This window comes from Vibrio sp. 2132-1 (genome assembly GCF_033344315.1).
Window position 1 is genome coordinate 1 of sequence record NZ_JAWPON010000011.1, and the last position, 18,489, is coordinate 18,489.

Genomic DNA, 18,489 nt, shown 5'->3' on the forward strand with positions numbered 1-18,489 from the left:
GCGGCTGCAACCCTGCTTGCTCAAAATCTATTCAAACATGGTTGTGCTTTGGGGAAATTATGAGGGGATCCCTCAGCATCTTGTGTGCCTGCAGCTAATTCGTCCAACGCTGATGCAATGCTAATTGAATTATTCTTAGATAATTCAGGGGCTTCTCGTTCTTGAAGCGTGTTGCTGATACTGTCTGTCATAGAATGGGATATTTTATATGTTCGACTAGCCAATTACTAACAAGTCGAGGATTATAATTTATTTCGTACTGAAATTATATCCTATATTAACAACATGCTCGTAACTTCGTTGATTCTTTAATAAAAGAAGGGCTTAACCCCCTAATTATAAAGAGAGTTTTTATTCACCTGTTCGAAAATGGCGTGTCATATATGGCATTTATAGGTAAACGTTAAATAAGCTGGTGAAATCTTATTCCACGTCACTCAGTTCAATGTTCCATGGCATCAGGTCCGATATATCATCGGCGAGTGAATGCTTCGGAAACTCCGTGAACATGTGCCGGAAGTAATCATATAGCCGGATCAATATAAAATGACATAGCCAATATGTTCCTTGAACAGCCTATCGATACCACACCGCATCTTTCTTCGTATAGACTTTATCTGCGCCCATTTCTTTTCGATTGGATTTAAATCTGAACCGTAAGGAGGCAAAACTCAGCTATACATCTATGTTCTGCAATCGAACCCAAAGTATCTTCTCTTTTGTGAAAGCTAGCATTTCCTATCATAATGGTACTTTCCTTTTTGAGTTTTAGAAGTACCTCCTGAGTCATTCAAGCACGAAATACGTCTGCGCTAATGCACCAAGGGAAAAGACCTACAGTAATCATGCTCATATCTACTATTACACCAATTACATTTAAACACCCTTTAGCTTGCCAATTATGCTTTCCAAAGCAGCGCGTGCCTATATTTCAACACCTTTGAGTTCTAGGCATGAAAGGCAAAACTGCTTTCATCAAGATATATAATTGTTCTTCCTGATGCCTAGTACTCATTAATTCCTTGCAGAAAGCACTCTTCTTTCATCTTGTCGACTTTAGGGTGTTTTAGCATTTTTTATAGCTAACTTTTGCACGCTTAAGCGCATAATGAATACATGCTGAGTCACACCCAAACGCTTCGCTCTTTCCCACAGATAATCATTAGGTCGTTGCTTAACAACTTTAATCAAAACCGCCATGTCTATCTTAGTTGATGGCTAATTACGCGTCTAATTACGCGTAAGTACGGGGACAATATTCTGACTCCAACGAAATAGAGTGTGAATAGAAACATCGATGTACTGACTTAATTGCTGAAAAAGTCAGGGAGTGTTTTTTATTTTGAGCCAAAACTTTTTGGCGAAAATCTATACTGTACGACATCTCACTATAATGCCGTATGATATTTATTAAGCTATATCCGCTCATGATCTGCTGAGTATTGAGCGGATACTCCAAACTAGAATGATACGTTGTTGTAAGGACCATCAACAGAAGGCTCTGCACCTATCACGGAAGTCGCATGAACATCCCCGCCATTCAAGAACTCTGAGAACCTTGCTTAAATAATTTACGTCCATTGCACGCCTCGTTCGTTTGCGTTGAATGCCTCCCTAAAGCTCATTTCTTGCTTTAAAAAGTTCAAACACACCTACCTGACCCTTGAAAAAAACCTTTAAAAATAGGCACATTAATGCGATATTCCTGCTACACCTATTTAGGGTTCCTAGTTTTGAAACTAAACTTTATCGATGAATACTTTTTGCTTACTCACACTCCAAACTTCATCTGACAAAAGCGCATTCATGAAAAGCTCATCACTATTTCCAGCACCAAACTCTTGCTCAGGGCTGTAGGTGCTGACCTTTGCCTTGCTGATTGCAGTCAAAATCTCGTCTTGTTTTTCTGGCACATTGATGATCGACTTTGCTTGAGACCTCATATTTTGCCTTGTACCTAAGTTTATCGAAGGTTTTCCATAGAACGGTACCTCTCTAACACCAGCGCTAGAATTTCCAATCATGAACTCGGAATGCTTGAGAAGAGTCAAGAAATGTTCAAATCTAACACTTGGAAACAGCCTAAACTGCTCTCGGTTCTCAAGCCTCTTCAGTTCTTCCAAAATAACGTCTGAACCATGGTCATTATTTGGGTAGATAACAACATAGTTATCGCCACTTTTAATCAAGGCATCGACTACCTCACTAATTCTGTCAGGCAAGAGGTCGACTTCTGTGGTTACTGGGTGATACATAAAGACAGAATATTGCTTATAAGGGATTTCGTACCTAGCTCTGACCTCGTCCAGCGAAGGAAGGCTAGGCGACACCATGATATCCAAATCAGGAGAGCCAATGACAAAAATACTACTATCCGCCTCTCCTAACTGAATTAATCGCTGTCTCGCAGTACCATTTGAGACAAAATGCAGATGAGACATTTTGGATACTGAATGACGGATCAGCTCATCGATAGTCCCCGAGACTTCACCGCCCTCAATATGTGCCACCAAAACATTATTTAGCGCACCCACGATAGCACCAGCCATCGCTTCAACACGATCACCGTGGACGACGATCATATCTGGGTTAAGCTCTTTGACATAATCGGATAAACCATGAATTGTTTTTGCAAGCACAACGTCCATCGAGTCATGACCGTTCTGGTTAATGTACTGATATAGCGAGTTGAAGCCAGCTTTCTTAACTTCGTTGGCTGTCATGCCATACTTAGCAATCATATGCATCCCCGTCACAAAAATGTGAGCCTCAAATTGAGAGTGGTGATCGACTTTGGCTATCAAGCTTTTTAATTTGCCAAAATCCGCTCGCGTACCGGTCAAAAACAATATTTTTTTCATAGCTTACTTACTTCACGTGTTCTTTTTTGAGCTGGACGTCAGCGGGTATATTTTGCTTAGCAACACTGCCAATAAGCGATTCATAATCTTCTGCTAAGTAATCACCGGTACCAGGGCGTTTTACCCAAAGATTATCACGTGTAAAAGTTTCACCTTCTTTAATTTCCGCGATCGTAACGACACTCGCGTAAGCAAAATCAATCGTGACCTGCTCTTCTTTTGCAGCTTCTTTCTTACCACCACGCATCTGTGCCATACGCTTAGATTGAGCAATCAACTCTGCACACTCATTTGCATCCATCGAGCAAATAATATCCGGTCCCGAACGATTCTTACTGTCGGTAAAGTGTCGCTCTAATACAGAAGCTCCTGCAGCAACTGCACCTAAGCAAGCAAGGTTATCGATACTGTGGTCCGAAAGTCCAACCACTGCATCTGGGAACGCGTCTTGGAGCTGGCTCATAGCTCCGATACGAATTAGGTGATCCGGTGTAGGGTAGAGGTTTGTCGTATGCAGCAGACAAAAATCAGTGTTGTGTTTTCTAAAGATGCTGACCGCTTTTTCGATAGAAAGAATATCGTTCATACCTGTACTGAGTATGATCGGCTTGCCAAAGCTAGCAATCAGGTCAAGAAGTGGATAGTTGTTACACTCACCTGAACCAATTTTGTAAGCGGGAACGTTCATACGCTCCAATCGTAAAGCCGCGGCACGAGAGAACGGCGTGCTAATGAAAATAGCCCCCTTTGATTCAACGTACTGTTTTAGCGTCGTTTCATCTTCTTCGTTTAGAGCACAGCGCTCCATGATCTCATATATTGATACATCTGCATTGCCCGGAACAACATTCTTGGCCTCCGCACTCATCTCGTCTTCAACCACGTGCGTTTGATGCTTAATGACTTCCGCACCACCCTCAATCGCCGCATCGACCATTTGCTTAGCTACATCTAGTGAGCCTTCGTGGTTGATACCGATTTCAGCGATAACGAGTGGCTCATAGTCCAGACCAATTTTTCGGCCAGAGATTTCAAATACAGGGTTACTCATGGTCATCTTCCATTATTCTTTCAATGTTTAATAAGTCTTCTAATCTGTCGATATCCGCTGATTGTTTTTCAGACATTTCATACGGATACACACCTTCTCTTGGAATTTGATCAAACTGTTTAAAACTGTCTACCGAGAAGATGTAAATAGCACCATTAGGTTGATAAGTCGTAGGCAAGTCTTGTCGTCGAGTGTAAGGAGCAGCCGCCCCATAAAGACCACTTATCGTGCCGTTTTCGTTTAATTGATAAGCTTTCGCTGGGCAATGACCTGGTTCAAAGACGCTTATCGTACATGTTGCGCCCTTCTCGTAATAAAGACTCAGCGCATCTGAAATATGCAAAGAGCTTCTAAGTGGGGACGTGGGCTGTAACAACACTATCGTCGTTATGTTCTCTGTCCTTTCAAGCTCAGCAATAGCGTGGCTGATCACGGCCTCACTCGTCGCCTCATCAGTTGCCAAATGTGAAGGTCGGTTAAGTACCTCAGCACCGAACTGTCGACTGACATCGGCGATTTCTTGGTCATCCGTCGTTACAAACACACGGTCAATTTGTGAACACTCGAGGGCCGCCTCAATCGTCCAGGCGATGACAGGCTTACCCTTCAACGGAAGTACATTTTTTCTCGGCAGCCCTTTCGAACCACCTCTAGCCGTGATAAGCGCACAGTTTGACATCTAACACCTCTGCCACTCTAGAATTTTAGTCGGTAAATTAAATCAGTCCAACGAGTTCAATTATCAATGCTCCAGCCCAAAGGCTATTACATGAACACGACCCAAATTGTACATGACTGATTAAGATAATAAAATAAAAATGTAATCAAATTAAAAGCCTAGGTCGGATGGAGCGATGTAAATTATTGCTGACATCTTCACTATTAATAACTTTTCTCCTGCTAAAACACATAAAGAAGAATGTGATATAAAACATAAAGACTGCATCAAAAATTAGATTTACGAAAAGCAAAACTATGAACACAGAAAATGGAATCATTAACCTCTTCGCGAAGTAAGAGATAGAAAAGATAACTAAGAACAACAAAAAAACGCCGTTATCAAACAACATCTGCATATATGAATTATGTAGTACCTTACCAAAAACCTCTATACTTTTTCCGCCCCCGTAGCCAAAGAGTATTATAGACGTATCATCAATCATCATCGAAACAGCAGATAATTGAGCCATCAATCTAAAAATTATAGAGTTTAATTTATACGATACAGCACTGGTCTGGTAGTCATCGTTTGGCTTCAAGTCAAGCATGGCACTCAGATAAAACATCAAAAGTATATAACTTATAGCAATAGCGAATGACCAAAAGTAAGCATTATACTTGATATCTTTAAAGGAGTTTAAGACTACGTACAATACAAGAAGGATTATAATGGAAAAAGACTGACTAGCAAAAATAAAGAGCACAAGTGCTGCTTTATATCTTGTAGATTTAAGTTCTGAAAAATCTAAATACATTAGAAATAATAGAGAAGTTAACGCAAAGTAGTTTGAATCATTCAAAAACCCACTAAATCGTATGGTATTATAAATACCATTATCCCAACCAACAATCCAAAGATATATAACACCGAAAAACGGGGTTATTATTACGAATGACTTTATAATACTCAACACATCAAACCTACTACTATCATTTATAAAGAATAGTGGTAAAAATATAGCAAAGACCTTGACCGCTTTGAAAAAAGCTTCCAATATCGTCGCTTCGTGTGTAATAGAGAGACCACAAAAGATTATGCTCGAAAGAAAAAACAAAACTAACTTAAATATCATTGGTCTAGTAAAACACATTGTTCCATACATTAAGAATAGACCGAGAACTAGAACTAGTGACAACATATTTACATTAAGTCTACCAAACAACGTGAGTGTCACTAAGAAACACGAAAAAATCATGTATTCATATCTTAACTTCCCTTTGTTCAATAATAATGACATAAAAAGGCATAGTAAAACACCAGAAGAAGAAACTATTGCTTCAGCTGGATTCATTTATATAACCTCTTGACTGGCTTGACTGCCGAGCCAATATACTTAGCAAAAACCAACCTTTTGACATGTATATAACAAGGAGCAACTATAAAGCCTTTACAATAATTAAAAAAACTCTGCGAAGGTAACATTAACCTCTCATAATATTCAGTATCAATAAAACTGTGGTCAAGTTCTCTTTTGAATATAAAAGGCTCATGTGTAATATATCCCCCAGTTATTTCCACCCCTCTATATCGAATAATATCACAACCCAAATTCATCTTCTTTTGAATTGAATTTAATCCATTAGGTGTGAATACGTAGTGCGCATCACATTTCATTAAATAGTCACACGAACTCAAAGAAAAGCAATAGTTATAAAACTTTGCCAATGAACGCTCAGGCTCCTCTCTAACTGAATCATAATATCCTTCACCAGCCAATATTGGAGATATATCATAGGAAAAGATTTTAATTTCACAAATATCCTTTAGCTCATTTTGCAATCTCTTTACAATCGACAATGTATTATCGTCAGAACCGTTATCAACTACTATTATTTCTTTACAAAGCGTGCAAACTGATAGTATCGACATTTCAATATAAGCCGAACCATTTTTTATTCTATATATTGCAGCTAAAGAAGGTGATAAATTAGATTTTTTGTTGATATTCAGATAGTTCTGTGTTGAATTCGAATCATGCTGCTCTCTCGTTACAAGCCGCCCTTTAAATGTGTGCTTGTATACATCTAGCTTAATAAAAGAAAGTACAAACAAAACAATCTTTTTAAAATAGGAAATCAATTTTCACCTCTTAGAATGCAATTTATTTCAATTGAGTATGAGCTACTATCACTTTTGATTTTTCCAAATCTATGAATGAGTCTCTTGTCAAACATACAGCCAATAGTTAAAAATTGACAACCAAATGAGTTACTGTTATCAATAGCCCCACTTGAAAATAGAGATACTACGACCTCAACATTAGGATCATTGTAATAAAGTTCGCTAATAACCCCTGACTCCAAAATTTCAACATTATCGATGTCGTACATAGTTGAATCTCTTGGGTGTAGTTTTAAGCACACTTTATAAGACGTATAATTAATAAAATACTCACAAATCGACTGATAAATGCGTTTCTTTTCTCCTTCGCTTAAAACACCATCCTCACTAAGGGGTTGCGTCAATACAACGACGGACTTATCAGATATTAATTTTGGCTTGGTAGAAAAAATCTTACATTCCCTCGCAAGGTAATCATATAAGTCAGTGCCGTTAACTCTTGTGGCTTTGTTATCTATCACTTTTGGCGAAGGCTTGTCGTTAATTAGGTACACTTTATTAACTACGTCTGAATAGCCAAATGGCTTATAATCTAACCCAACTATTTTTTTTATTTCATTTTGAAAATTTCCAGGCCTATCTAAATAGTTTGCTAAGCCATCTTCTAAAAGCCTTACGTCTTCAATGCGTTTAAACAATGGAAACAACTCTAGATGATCGTGACCAAAAAAGACATTTTCATGATAGTTAAAAAAGTTAGATATTTCTTTATACTTCCCATGGATACATCCGTATCTAAGCAACACCTTTGAAAAAATTGAGACCTTGAAAGCTGAATTAAGTATCAGGTAATTTTCCATCTCATCCTTTTTAATAATTGAAGCTAAGCCACTATAAATGACGAAAAGAGTATTACGAGTCCCTTTGTTAAGGTATAAATATAGACACAGAGAGTGCAAACTGTCTACGTAGACTATATTTTTATAATCCGAGGTGCATTTTGACTCTACAACCAATTTGCTTTGTCTTATATTCTTAGTCAACATTATTTCTCTAAAAACCCAATTAGAAATTATATCTTGAGATTAGTGTTAATTCAAAAAAGATAAAATCACCACATCAAAAGATTAATCTCACCAATTTAAAACACAATCTCACTATTGTTAAAAATCATCTATTAAATATCGCCTAATTGAAATTAAGATATAAAACCTTTTTCAAACAATCTGTTCTATTATCTAAATCATTATCACGGTGATTGTAATTTTCCACTAGCGATTGATATATACATGTATATTAAACATATACAAACTGTAATCCACTTAGATCCTGTAAATGCTCACTTTCTAATTATCTTATAGATGATTTTTTTCACTAAAGCCATAATGACTAAATAAGTTAACTTTGACTTATAAAGATCTTGAATAAATCTAGTTAAACCAGTATATCTTAAATTAGAGTTTCTTAAATTATAGATTATTACATTTGCAAAGAAAGATGCCAAAGAAGAAGAAACAAATTCCATTTTTGTAGACTCTAGGTTCAATTTATCAATCACGCGTATATATCGGAGTAATAATTCTCCTCTCATATCAAACCTATCATATCTATGTGTTTTATATACATCTGATTCAAGGGATGTGCCTTGATTGCAACTGCACCTATCCTCTACAACAAGGTTACCGCCTCTTGAAAGTATCTGAAGCACAAATATTTCATGAGGATACAAAATAATACTTTCTCCTGATATAGCCTTTAAGAACCCTTCAATATCAATATACCGCTTATTAAAGATTGTTCCACTCATATAGGAATGAGTAAAAGCATACTTCTCTATTGCATAGTTGCAATCAGTCACTAGTGCTGGGGAAAAGTTATACATATTCCCATTTTCCGTGCTTACATTTGTAAAAACGATACCCACACTATCTTTTTGATCAATTCCAGTCCATATTTCATACAAACTTTCCGAGTCAACAATATCCTCGTCACTCAAAAAGAACACATGATCGTTGCTAGCCATTTCAAGCAATTTTAAAATGTTTCCAGTAAAGCCAAGGTTTTGTTCATTTCTGTTTATTTTCAAACGTTCATCAGAAATTTTTTGTAATGAGTGCCAAGTACCATCGCTAGAACAATTATCAGAAACTATTACTTCAAAGTCTAAACATGATTCTAAAATTTTTTTTACGTTTTTGGTCACAGTATCGCATCGATTAAAAGTAGGGATAGCAATTGTGAGCTTCTTATGGTTTTCCATGTTTATTCCTAAATTTTGTAAAAATATATCTAGAGTGAGGATAAGAAAACAACAGCACAACACTCGCGTATGCAATAATAAAATTGAAACTTGAAGAAAATTTTCCAACTATAGGTAAAACTATAGCAACAGCTACTCCTGTTATTATTGCGTTCAATGCATGTTTTTCAGATTTAAAACTTCTTATGTAACATGCGTGACCATTTATAAGATTTCTAGCGAATGTCATCATTAAAATTATAATAATATAACTGTTAGAAAGAATATTTTTGGAAAATGGCAACTCGAAATATGTTACAGCTTGAAAAGAGACAAATACCATAGTGCCTAATAGAAAAAATCCCGCGGAAGATATTATTTGCACTCTATTAAAGTAATTATCTAATTGGCTAATATTTCCTAAGGACACCATTCTTGAAAACATTGGCATTTTTGTTGTAACCAAAGCAGCAGTGACAGATAAACATAAGTTGGAAATTTGAAACAGCAAACCCAATTTACCGGAAAACTCAGGTCCGTAATACTTGAAAGCTAGTGGATTGATAATATAGAACATAAAATAACCGCCTAGCCAAGAAATACCCATTTTCCATTGTAAAGGCCAGATTTCCTTTCTCCAACTGAGGGGGGATTTTATGCTCTTACATCTTCTGTAGTTTCTGAATGCTTGAATGAAATATCCAGTATGATTCCTAGCCACCCAAATGGAAATAAAAATAGCATTTACAAAGTTCAGAATAACTAAAGAGTATAGTGGTGCACCAAAATATAGTGTACTCCAAACTCCAAGACTAGAAACTATTGTAGCTAGAAAAATAACTTTCTTTACTCTAGCAATGTAGCCTAACCCTTCTAATATAGACACTACAATAGTAATAAAACAGTTTATGCTTGCGAAGATGACTAGAAGCATCCATGGATTTTTCCATGTCACATCGTAGCTCTCTGTTGTGCTAGAAAAAAAATATAAACCAGCCGGAATTAATATAAGTACAATAAGAATACAGATAACAAAGTAAACCATTAAAGATTTAACTATCAAGCAACTTAAACGGTTTGTATATTGCCTCCTGCCAAAATAATAGCTATCTTTGACAGTTATCTTTGCCACTTCATGACTAATAAACTGCCTTACTATAGTTGACAGACCTAATTCAAAAATCATTTGAAGACCAATCAGGCTACTAAAGGCATAATAATAGCCGAGCTCAACTTCTGTTACATAGTTTAGTAATAAAAATAAGGTTAGAGCTCCAGAAAGAGACTGCCATAACTTTTGAGCAATCGCGTAAATAACTGCCTTATCGAAGTATTTTTCCATAACGAGAATTCAACGAACATCAATTAACATAATATTTAATAGTTTTATCTATCGCTTCATTTAAAGTCGTATATACTCTCAAGCCCAACTCTTTCTGAGCTATTTCAATTGAAGGGAAGTAAGTATTGAAACCCAGACTTTCGGGAGCGAGGACTGACACATCCGTTCTCGTTTTAGCAATACTTTCGGCAAGCTCTCGAATAGTAACAGGCACATCGCTACCCACATTGTAGATGGAGCGGTCCTTTCCTTTTACAAGCATTGTTAACAACCAGATAACCAAATCTGCTGCATACAAATAAGAACGAACTGTTTTTCCATTACCTTGAATGGTAATGTTTTTTTGATTAAGACGGTCAGCTATGAAGTTACCAAACGCAAAACTCCCATCTAGCGGGAGATAAGGCCCCGAAAAAGCGAAGCACCTAGCTATTACGACATCACAAGTTGCATGTTCTTTAAGGTATTGCTCTGCTTTGTTTTTGGATAGACCATAAACGTCAGATTCGACTATAAACTCACCTTCAGAAAAGGATTCGGTTATGCCCTCACATACGGACGGAGGAATTCGACCATAAGCGGCACCGGAGCTGGTAAACAATAGACGCCTACAGCTCACTGATTTTGCGAAATGCACGACTTCCGCCATTCCGTCTAGTATCGTGCTTCTTGCGTCTTCTATATCAGTAGTCGAAACGGATTTACTTGGTACATCCGTTGCTGCATGAATAATGTAATCAAACGTTGTTGCTACTGCGGGAATGTTTCGAACATCGCCGGAAACAAAGCTCACACCTTTAGCATAAGCAAGATGAGGATACTCAAGAGCGAAACGATCTGGATTGCGGGTCAGAACCGTTGCCTCAAGTTCTAACTCATGGTTCAAGTTGAGATAGTTGATCGCCTCTAATAGCCATTTACCAAAGAACCCTGTTCCACCTGTGATAAAAAGCTTCTTCTTTTTAAATAGCGGCAGAACAGAAGACAGTTTACTCACGATCAACTCCAAATCAGCTTTGTCAATTCTTCTACTCGCTGTCATTTGGGTACTGCTCATCAATTGGTTTACCGAAGGCTAAACGTGGTTTGCAAGCAGTTACACCACTGAGAGACACTTCTAACAAGAGCGGTCTAGGGTCACTCACATAACTCATAACCGCTTCTCTAAATTGACTTTCGCTCTCAACCAGTTCAGATTCAACGCCATAGGCTTGACCAATTTTGAAGAATGAACTGGAGAATTCGTCCCAGTACGTTGGTTGGTTACGCCCCTCGAAATACATATCTTGAAAGTTTTTCACCATACCGAGCGATCTGTTGTTGAACACCAGCACGAGTAAAGGGATCTTCTCCCTATTTAAGATATCCAACTCTTGGATGTTAAGTTGAATACCTCCATCACCGGATATAGAAACAGTATATTCACCGGTTGTCACTTGAATTCCTATCGCAGTAGGCAATGAGAAGCCCATAGCTCCCAAGCCACCTGAGTGATGCATCTTTTGTTTTGGTTCCAACAATAGTGAGTGTGCAACCCACATCTGGTGATTACCAACATCAGGCACATAATGGACGGTTTTTCCACCAAAGCTTTCACTGAGAACCTTAACCAACTGAAACGGCGTCAAATCATACTCATGATATTCGTCGACAAACTTTTCTTGAAAAATCGATTGCACTTCATTGCGCCAATCGCAGCAACTTACGTCGTAGTCTGCTAGCAAATAATGGCTAAAAAAGTCATTGCAAGGCGCGATAACGCTATGAGTGGATTCGATACGGTTATTGATTTGAGCCTCATCAATATCAATTTGGATTATCTGCTTAGCACTGCGAGCAAAGTCTCCAGTGTTAGCGCCAGTTTGTCGAACATCGAGTCGACTACCTAACACAATAACGACATCAGCATTCTGCACTGCGTAGTTCGCTGCACGCGTGCCATAGGCACCTAACATACCCAAATAACCCGGGTAATTTGATGTTTTCTCGCTCCCTTTCAAGCTCGAAACATGAGGAATACCCATGGCTGACACTTTCTTCTGCCAAGCATCAAATTCAGGCTCAGAGCAAGCGCCACCACCAATGATAAACAATGGTTTTTCAGCCTGTTGTAATGCCTGATCGACGAATGAAAAGTCATATTTTTCGGTATTAGTTTCAAGAAAATCAGTATTTCGAGCTATGGCTTCAATCTCATCCAATGTTATAACTAAACTTTCACGCTGAAGATTCATCGGAATATCAATAAGCACAGGACCGGGGCGTCCACTTCGTGCAATGTTGATGGATTTTTGAATTTCGAATAACAGCTGTTCAACTGCGGACACTTGAACACTGTACTTTGTGATGGTCCCAACTAAGCTAACGATATCTAGTTCTTGAAAGCCTTGTTGCCGGATTGGACGATCACCTTTCAACTCATAAGTATTAACTTGACCTGTGATGAATACACACGGGTAGCTATCTAACCAACAATCCGCAATACCGGTAATCAAGTTCGTGGCACCAGGTCCACTCGTACCCAAGGCTAAGCCGATTTGCTGGTTGTTCGTTGCTCTCGCCACGCCACCAGCTGCAAATGCTGCAGCTTGCTCATGATGGAGTGAAATGAGTTTCGTCTTCCCTACCTCGTTTATACTATCAACAAGGTGAGCAATCATTCCACCGATAAGTTCGAAACCTACGGTCACGTGATTAAGTGAAAGTAGGTGTGCTACAGCATCTGAAGCTTTCATATATAACCCAACTATCCTAAAAACTTACGCCAAAGAACTCTTCAAACTTCTCAATAACAAAGTCCAAGTGGTCATTCCCTAGGCCTGGAAACACACCAATCCAGAATGTATTGTTCATGATTAAGTCAGTGTTGGTCAAGTTACCAACAACGCGATAATTTACATGCTCAAAATACGGTTGACGAGTTAGATTACCTGCGAATAACAGACGAGTACCAATCTTGTTTTGGTCCATAAACTTAAGTAAGTCTACTCGATCAATACCAGAGTCTTCACGAATTGTAATTGGAAAACCAAACCATGATGGGTCAGAATTCACAGTTGCTTCAGGAAGAATGATAAACTCTTCACATGAAGCAAGACCATTACGTAGATAAGTGTAATTATCTTTACGTTTCTGAACTAGTTCTTCTACTCGATCCATCTGTGCGAGACCACAAGCCGCTTGCATATCAGTGATTTTTAAGTTGTAACCTAAATGTGAGTAGGTGTATTTATGATCGTAACCTTGTGGTAAAGAGCCTAACTGCATATCAAAGCGCTTTTTACAGGTATTATCACAGCCTGGCGCACAGTAACAATCACGCCCCCAGTCACGGAAAGATTCAACTAACTTACGTAGTTCGTTGTCTTTCATAAATACTGCACCGCCCTCACCCATAGTAATATGGTGGGCAGGATAGAAACTTACTGTCGAGATATCGCCAAAGGTACCGACCATCTGTCCATTGTATGTCGAACCTAAAGCATCACAACAGTCTTCGATAAGCCATAAGTTATATTTGTCCGCTACGCGGCGCGCTTCTGTTAAGTCGAACACATTACCTAGAGTGTGCGCGACCATAATCGCTTTAGTTTTACTGGTAACAGCTGCTTCGATCATTTCGGGCTTAATTTGGTATGTTGGAATATCAACATCAACAAATACAGGTACCAAACCATTCTGGATAGTTGGGTTTACCGTTGTAGGAAAACCCGCTGCAACAGTAATAACTTCGTCACCAGGCTTTAGCTGACGTTCGCCTAATTTCGGGGATGTTAGTGCCGTTAACGCAAGAAGGTTAGCCGAAGAGCCCGATGTTGTGGTTAGCACGTAAGGTACACCTAAGTACTCGCCTAGACGCTTTTCGAATGCATCATTAAAACGACCAGTGGTTAGCCACCCATCTAAAGAAGCCTCAACCATCAATTGAAGTTCTTTTGCGCCAAGAACTTTACCGGAAGGTGGAACTACGCTTTCTCCGCCAATAAATTCTTTTGGCGCGTATTCTAGCTCTGCGTATTGCTCTACAAGTTCTGCAATTTGTGCTCTTAATTGCTCTTTCGACATTATTTTTTACCTGCTCTTGCGGTCATGTATTCTTTTATCTCATTAATCGTATAGGTCTTAATGTCTTCACCATTAAGCCAAGCTTTTTGCCAGCTCACGATTTTATCTAAAGTAGTTTCAAGATCCCAAACTGGCTGCCAATTCAGGCGCATTTTTGCTTTAGAGCAATCCAGTTTTAGATAATGCGCTTCATGAGGGTGTACCTCTTGGCTCAAAAACCACTCAGCCCCCTCTCCCCATGATTGAGTGAGGTGGTTGACGATTCTCTCAACAGGTTGAGCATCTTCATCTTTAGGACCAAAGTTCCACCCCTCGGCGAAGCTTGGTCCCTCTAAGTATAACTTTTCTGCTATCGTGATATAACCCGATAGCGGCTCTAAAACATGTTGCCATGGTCGAATAGCATGAGGGCTTCTGATCTCGACTTTTCGATTTTCGCCAAAGGCCTGAAGAATATCTGGGATAAGACGATCTGCTGCCCAATCACCACCACCAATAACATTACCAGCACGTACTGATGCTAGAGCACAACCATGCTCTGAGTATTTATCGGCATTAAAGAAAGACTGACGATAAGAAGAAGCCACAAGTTCAGCACAACCTTTACTGTTGCTATATGGATCATAACCGCCCATTGCTTCATCTTCGCGGTAACCCCAAACCCACTCTCGATTTTCATAGCACTTGTCTGAGGTGATGTTCACAACGGCTTTTATACCGCCAACCTGTTTCACGGCTTCAAGTAAGTAAACTGTTCCCATCACGTTGGTCGAATAGGTTTCCATTGGTTCATCATATGAACGGCGAACCAAAGGCTGAGCAGCCATATGAAAAACAATTTCAGGTTTGAAATCATTCATCACTTGGCGTATGTGGGTAAAGTCGCGAATATCTCCCTCTTCGGTAGACATACTTTCCCACACTTTTGCTTCCTCAAACAAACTAGGGGTTGTTGGTGCTGGAAGAGAGTATCCTTTTACAATTGCTCCCATCTCTTGAAGCCAAAGGGACAACCAACTACCTTTAAAACCAGTATGACCGGTAACAAAGACTCGTTTGCCATTCCAAAAATTAGGATTCATCGTTTACTCCCAGATTTTCCAAGGGGCTTTGCCTTCTTGCCAAAGCTCTTCTAGATAAACTTTATCACGTAGCGTGTCCATTGGCTGCCAGAAGCCATGATGCTCGTAGGCCATCAATTCGCCATCTTCAGCAAGTTGGTTTAGTGGATACTGCTCCCATACGGTACTATCACCATCAATGTATTTCAAAACTTCAGGAGAAAGCACGAAAAAGCCGCCGTTAATCATCGCTCCGTCGCCTTTGGGTTTCTCTTTAAAGCTATTTACTTTCCCGTGCTGTATATCTAACGCACCAAAACGACCCGGTGGGTAAGTCGCCGTCAATGTTGCTTTCTTCCCATGAGAGAAATGAAAATCAATAGTTTTGGTAATATCGATGTCACCCACACCATCGCCGTATGTGAAACAGAAAGCTTCTTCATCTTTAATATGCTCTGCGACGCGACCTAAACGCCCCCCCGTCATTGAATGATCGCCCGTGTCCACCAACGTCACCGTCCATGGCTCTGCTCTCTTGCGATGGACAACCATCTCATTTTGCTTCATATCAAATGTTACATCGGACATGTGTAAGAAATAGTTGGCAAAATATTCCTTGATCACATAACCTTTATAGCCACAACAAATCACAAAGTCATTAATGCCATGAGCAGAATATTGCTTCATAATGTGCCATAAAATTGGCATTCCGCCGATCTCAACCATTGGTTTTGGTTTTACAGCGGTTTCTTCACTCAAACGAGTGCCTAAACCACCCGCTAAGATGACTGCTTTCATTTTCTTCTCCAACTAACGAATTTATTTTGCTGGGGTAAATGCATCAGAGAGAAAGGCCTCTGATGGTAAACCGTGTTCGATAAATAGCGCTTTTGCCGCCTCGATCATTTTCACTGAACCGCATGCATAGACCTCAAAGAATTCCAAACCAGCAACGTTTTTAATCACGATGTCTTGCACATAACCACATTCACTTTGCGGATGAGACTCTTGAGACAATACTGAGGTAAAGTGAATATTTGCGTATTGCTGCGAGTAGCTCATTAACTCCTGACAGTAGATTTCTGATTGATATTGCATACCCCAATAGATATGAACTTCTCTTTGATCATCAGTACTAATAAGTTGCTCAACCATCGCTTTGACTGGTGCGATACCTGTTCCTGTTGCAATAAACACTAACGGTTTATCACCGTCTCGAACAAAGAACGTTCCTTTCGGTCCTTCCATTCTCATCAGTTGATTTTCTGCAACGGAACCAAATAATAAACCAGACATTGCGCCATCTGGCACTTTGCGTATGTGGAGCTCAATTTGCTTAAGAGCGCTACACGCGTTTGCGATCGAATAGCTTCTTTTCACTCCCTGAAAACTCAAGTCCACATATTGACCAGCTAAGTATTCAAATTGAGCGGTCGGAGGCAAACGAAATGTCAACGAGAGAATATCATCGGTTAGGTATTGCACTTTCGCTACTTTACAAGGCACTGTTTGTGTTTTGATATGGGTTAACTCAGGGTAGTAATTTGCTTTTAGTACCACATCTGACAGTGCTTTAGACTGACAGGTTAACACACTGCCTTGAGTAACAGTTTGTCCTTTCTCATTTTGTACCTGCCCTGAAAGCACTTGCGCACTACAAGCGCCACAATCGCCAGTTTTACAACTGTGGTCTAATGGCAAAGATTGTGCTAACGCATCGTCCAGTAAGTTATTTTCACTCTGAAAATGCACGCCTGCAGGTTGAATTTCGATGGTATATGACATAATTGCTAGTTCTAATTCATTTGTTTTATCTCAGATTTTCTTTACTCTCTGAGACACTTCTCATTCAAAATGGACAGCCTTACTTTACTATCCCTTTTAATTCAATATTTTAACCTATCTAATCAAACAGGTTCCAATAGGTAATGCAAAATCCTAGGTTCTAGGTCCTAGGTCCTAGGTCCTCTGTATCCTCTTTTCGAAATACAAAGCGAATCAACACAATCGCAACACCTAGCATACCGCCAAGTAATGTGCCTAACATACAAATCAGTGCGCGTTTTGGTCCTTCTTTTAGCTCTGGGACAACAGCCGGATCAACGACTTTGAAGATGAACTCTTCTTGAACCTCTGCCAGCATCAAGCTTTTGGTTTGCTCTTCAATGAGTTTATAGAACGTACTTTGCATATCTGCCACGGCGGTTTTTTGTAGCTGAGTGTTTAGGTAGGCAAGGTTCTGTGAGGTTTCCGCAATCGTACGTTCACGCATCACTTTGTTGATGTCTTCAATCAACCAGTTTACCCATTGCTTAGCTGCATAAGGTGAGTAGTTTTTGACTGATACCGTATATAAGCCACTCTCTTTGTCTTGGTTGATACTCAACACTTCTTTATTGAATACTTGAAAAGCTTCTTGCGCCGTTGGTGTTGCACCACGTAGTCCATCAGGTTCTCGCAGCCACTCACCTGTAGTTGGGTTATATAGCTCTTCATTTAAGATGAGTTTGTTATTCGCTAAATCCCAATCTTTTGCCGCCATTAGCGGCACAAGTAAATCATGTTTGTTAATGAATGCTTCGACAAACTGCCGAGACTTCATTACTTGCACAGCAAGGTCCGTTTGAGAAGACTCATCTGCCCCCAAGTTAACGCCCGCTAGAGCTGCCAAGCCCCCAAGTTGCCCTGCCATTTTTGAAAGACCACCGCCTCCGGAGCTTTCTGCAGGCGCAAGCAATGCATCTGCTTTGTAGATATTTGGTAGGCTCAGTGAGTAAAGTACAGAGCTAATAGCAAAAACAAATGTGGTTGCAATAATAATCCACTTACCTTTCCATAAAGCCTTAAAAAGCTCACGCAAATCGATTTCATCATCTGTGGGTTGCGGTTGGGGTGGATATGGCAGATAGTTTGGATTGGGTTCTTTTTGTGGTTCCATTAGTCTTTAATCCTAAGCTCTGAGGTTCTTTATATTAGACTCAGAGGTTGGTGAAATTTGATAGATTGTTCTCCGACTTTCAAAACAAAACCGCGCTGTGACAAGATTCCTAGTCTCGCTTCGGCTCGCTGGAATGACGGGCTACGGCTG

General features: G+C 39.5%; 15 protein-coding genes. All 15 read right to left on the bottom strand.

Annotation, left to right across the window (positions count from 1 at the left end; all coding sequences use genetic code 11):
- Nucleotides 1-1,739 precede the first annotated feature (1,739 nt).
- On the bottom strand, nucleotides 1,740-2,861 hold the full coding sequence (neuC, locus tag R8N47_RS13595; protein ID WP_318070314.1) for a UDP-N-acetylglucosamine 2-epimerase: 1,122 nt from the start codon (nucleotides 2,859-2,861) through the stop codon (nucleotides 1,740-1,742).
- 7 nt (nucleotides 2,862-2,868) lie between these two features.
- Complete coding sequence (locus R8N47_RS13600) at nucleotides 2,869-3,912, bottom strand: N-acetylneuraminate synthase family protein (RefSeq protein ID WP_102780293.1); 1,044 nt, start codon at nucleotides 3,910-3,912, stop codon at nucleotides 2,869-2,871.
- A complete protein-coding gene (locus tag R8N47_RS13605; protein WP_239912268.1) occupies nucleotides 3,905-4,591 on the bottom strand; it encodes a cytidylyltransferase domain-containing protein in 687 nt (228 codons plus the stop codon). The genes R8N47_RS13600 and R8N47_RS13605 overlap by 8 nt, the downstream gene beginning before the upstream one ends.
- A gap of 145 nt (nucleotides 4,592-4,736) precedes the next feature.
- A complete protein-coding gene (locus tag R8N47_RS13610) occupies nucleotides 4,737-5,924 on the bottom strand; it encodes a hypothetical protein (RefSeq protein WP_318070313.1) in 1,188 nt (395 codons plus the stop codon).
- Entirely contained in the window at nucleotides 5,921-6,712 is a 792-nt protein-coding gene (locus tag R8N47_RS13615) for a glycosyltransferase (RefSeq protein ID WP_102780290.1), read from the bottom strand. Before R8N47_RS13615 ends, R8N47_RS13610 begins: the two co-directional genes overlap by 4 nt.
- Nucleotides 6,709-7,554, bottom strand: a complete 846-nt coding sequence (locus R8N47_RS13620) for a glycosyltransferase family 52 protein (RefSeq protein ID WP_239912270.1) — start codon at nucleotides 7,552-7,554, stop codon at nucleotides 6,709-6,711. Before R8N47_RS13620 ends, R8N47_RS13615 begins: the two co-directional genes overlap by 4 nt.
- 479 nt (nucleotides 7,555-8,033) lie before the next feature.
- Nucleotides 8,034-8,954, bottom strand: a complete 921-nt coding sequence (locus R8N47_RS13625; RefSeq protein ID WP_239912271.1) for a glycosyltransferase family 2 protein — start codon at nucleotides 8,952-8,954, stop codon at nucleotides 8,034-8,036.
- On the bottom strand, nucleotides 8,941-10,275 hold the full coding sequence (locus R8N47_RS13630; protein ID WP_102780287.1) for a hypothetical protein: 1,335 nt from the start codon (nucleotides 10,273-10,275) through the stop codon (nucleotides 8,941-8,943). Before R8N47_RS13630 ends, R8N47_RS13625 begins: the two co-directional genes overlap by 14 nt.
- Before the next feature lie 19 nt (nucleotides 10,276-10,294).
- Nucleotides 10,295-11,272, bottom strand: coding sequence for an NAD-dependent epimerase/dehydratase family protein (locus R8N47_RS13635; RefSeq protein ID WP_239912273.1), 978 nt, complete (start codon nucleotides 11,270-11,272; stop codon nucleotides 10,295-10,297).
- A gap of 31 nt (nucleotides 11,273-11,303) precedes the next feature.
- A complete protein-coding gene (locus R8N47_RS13640) occupies nucleotides 11,304-13,010 on the bottom strand; it encodes a thiamine pyrophosphate-binding protein (RefSeq protein ID WP_318070311.1) in 1,707 nt (568 codons plus the stop codon).
- Nucleotides 13,011-13,026: 16 nt separating this feature from the next.
- Nucleotides 13,027-14,340 (bottom strand): lipopolysaccharide biosynthesis protein RfbH, encoded by a 1,314-nt coding sequence (rfbH, locus tag R8N47_RS13645; protein WP_102780284.1) that lies wholly within the window; start codon nucleotides 14,338-14,340, stop codon nucleotides 13,027-13,029.
- On the bottom strand, nucleotides 14,340-15,422 hold the full coding sequence (gene rfbG, locus R8N47_RS13650; protein ID WP_102780283.1) for a CDP-glucose 4,6-dehydratase: 1,083 nt from the start codon (nucleotides 15,420-15,422) through the stop codon (nucleotides 14,340-14,342). The genes rfbH and rfbG overlap by 1 nt, the downstream gene beginning before the upstream one ends.
- A gap of 3 nt (nucleotides 15,423-15,425) precedes the next feature.
- The gene (gene rfbF, locus R8N47_RS13655) at nucleotides 15,426-16,199 is read right to left on the bottom strand and encodes a glucose-1-phosphate cytidylyltransferase (RefSeq protein WP_102780282.1); all 774 of its coding nucleotides are present in this window, start codon (nucleotides 16,197-16,199) and stop codon (nucleotides 15,426-15,428) included.
- 21 nt (nucleotides 16,200-16,220) lie between these two features.
- Nucleotides 16,221-17,186: an FAD-binding oxidoreductase gene (locus R8N47_RS13660; protein WP_102780281.1), complete on the bottom strand. Its 966-nt coding sequence runs from the start codon at nucleotides 17,184-17,186 to the stop codon at nucleotides 16,221-16,223.
- Nucleotides 17,187-17,346: 160 nt separating this feature from the next.
- Nucleotides 17,347-18,339, bottom strand: a complete 993-nt coding sequence (locus tag R8N47_RS13665) for a Wzz/FepE/Etk N-terminal domain-containing protein (protein ID WP_102780280.1) — start codon at nucleotides 18,337-18,339, stop codon at nucleotides 17,347-17,349.
- Nucleotides 18,340-18,489 lie beyond the last annotated feature (150 nt).

Excerpts from the sequence above, each read along its gene's own strand:
- R8N47_RS13610 (WP_318070313.1), bottom strand. The coding sequence starts at position 5,924 with ATGAATCCAGCTGAAGCAATAGTTTCTTCTTCTGGTGTTTTACTATGC.
- R8N47_RS13625 (WP_239912271.1), bottom strand. The coding sequence starts at position 8,954 with ATGGAAAACCATAAGAAGCTCACAATTGCTATCCCTACTTTTAATCGA.
- rfbH (WP_102780284.1), bottom strand. The coding sequence starts at position 14,340 with ATGTCGAAAGAGCAATTAAGAGCACAAATTGCAGAACTTGTAGAGCAA.
- R8N47_RS13640 (WP_318070311.1), bottom strand. The coding sequence starts at position 13,010 with ATGAAAGCTTCAGATGCTGTAGCACACCTACTTTCACTTAATCACGTG.
- R8N47_RS13620 (WP_239912270.1), bottom strand. The coding sequence starts at position 7,554 with ATGGAAAATTACCTGATACTTAATTCAGCTTTCAAGGTCTCAATTTTT.
- rfbF (WP_102780282.1), bottom strand. The coding sequence starts at position 16,199 with ATGAAAGCAGTCATCTTAGCGGGTGGTTTAGGCACTCGTTTGAGTGAA.
- R8N47_RS13600 (WP_102780293.1), bottom strand. The coding sequence starts at position 3,912 with ATGAGTAACCCTGTATTTGAAATCTCTGGCCGAAAAATTGGTCTGGAC.
- R8N47_RS13660 (WP_102780281.1), bottom strand. The coding sequence starts at position 17,186 with ATGTCATATACCATCGAAATTCAACCTGCAGGCGTGCATTTTCAGAGT.
- R8N47_RS13605 (WP_239912268.1), bottom strand. The coding sequence starts at position 4,591 with ATGTCAAACTGTGCGCTTATCACGGCTAGAGGTGGTTCGAAAGGGCTG.
- R8N47_RS13665 (WP_102780280.1), bottom strand. The coding sequence starts at position 18,339 with ATGGAACCACAAAAAGAACCCAATCCAAACTATCTGCCATATCCACCC.
- R8N47_RS13630 (WP_102780287.1), bottom strand. The coding sequence starts at position 10,275 with ATGGAAAAATACTTCGATAAGGCAGTTATTTACGCGATTGCTCAAAAG.
- neuC (WP_318070314.1), bottom strand. The coding sequence starts at position 2,861 with ATGAAAAAAATATTGTTTTTGACCGGTACGCGAGCGGATTTTGGCAAA.
- rfbG (WP_102780283.1), bottom strand. The coding sequence starts at position 15,422 with ATGAATCCTAATTTTTGGAATGGCAAACGAGTCTTTGTTACCGGTCAT.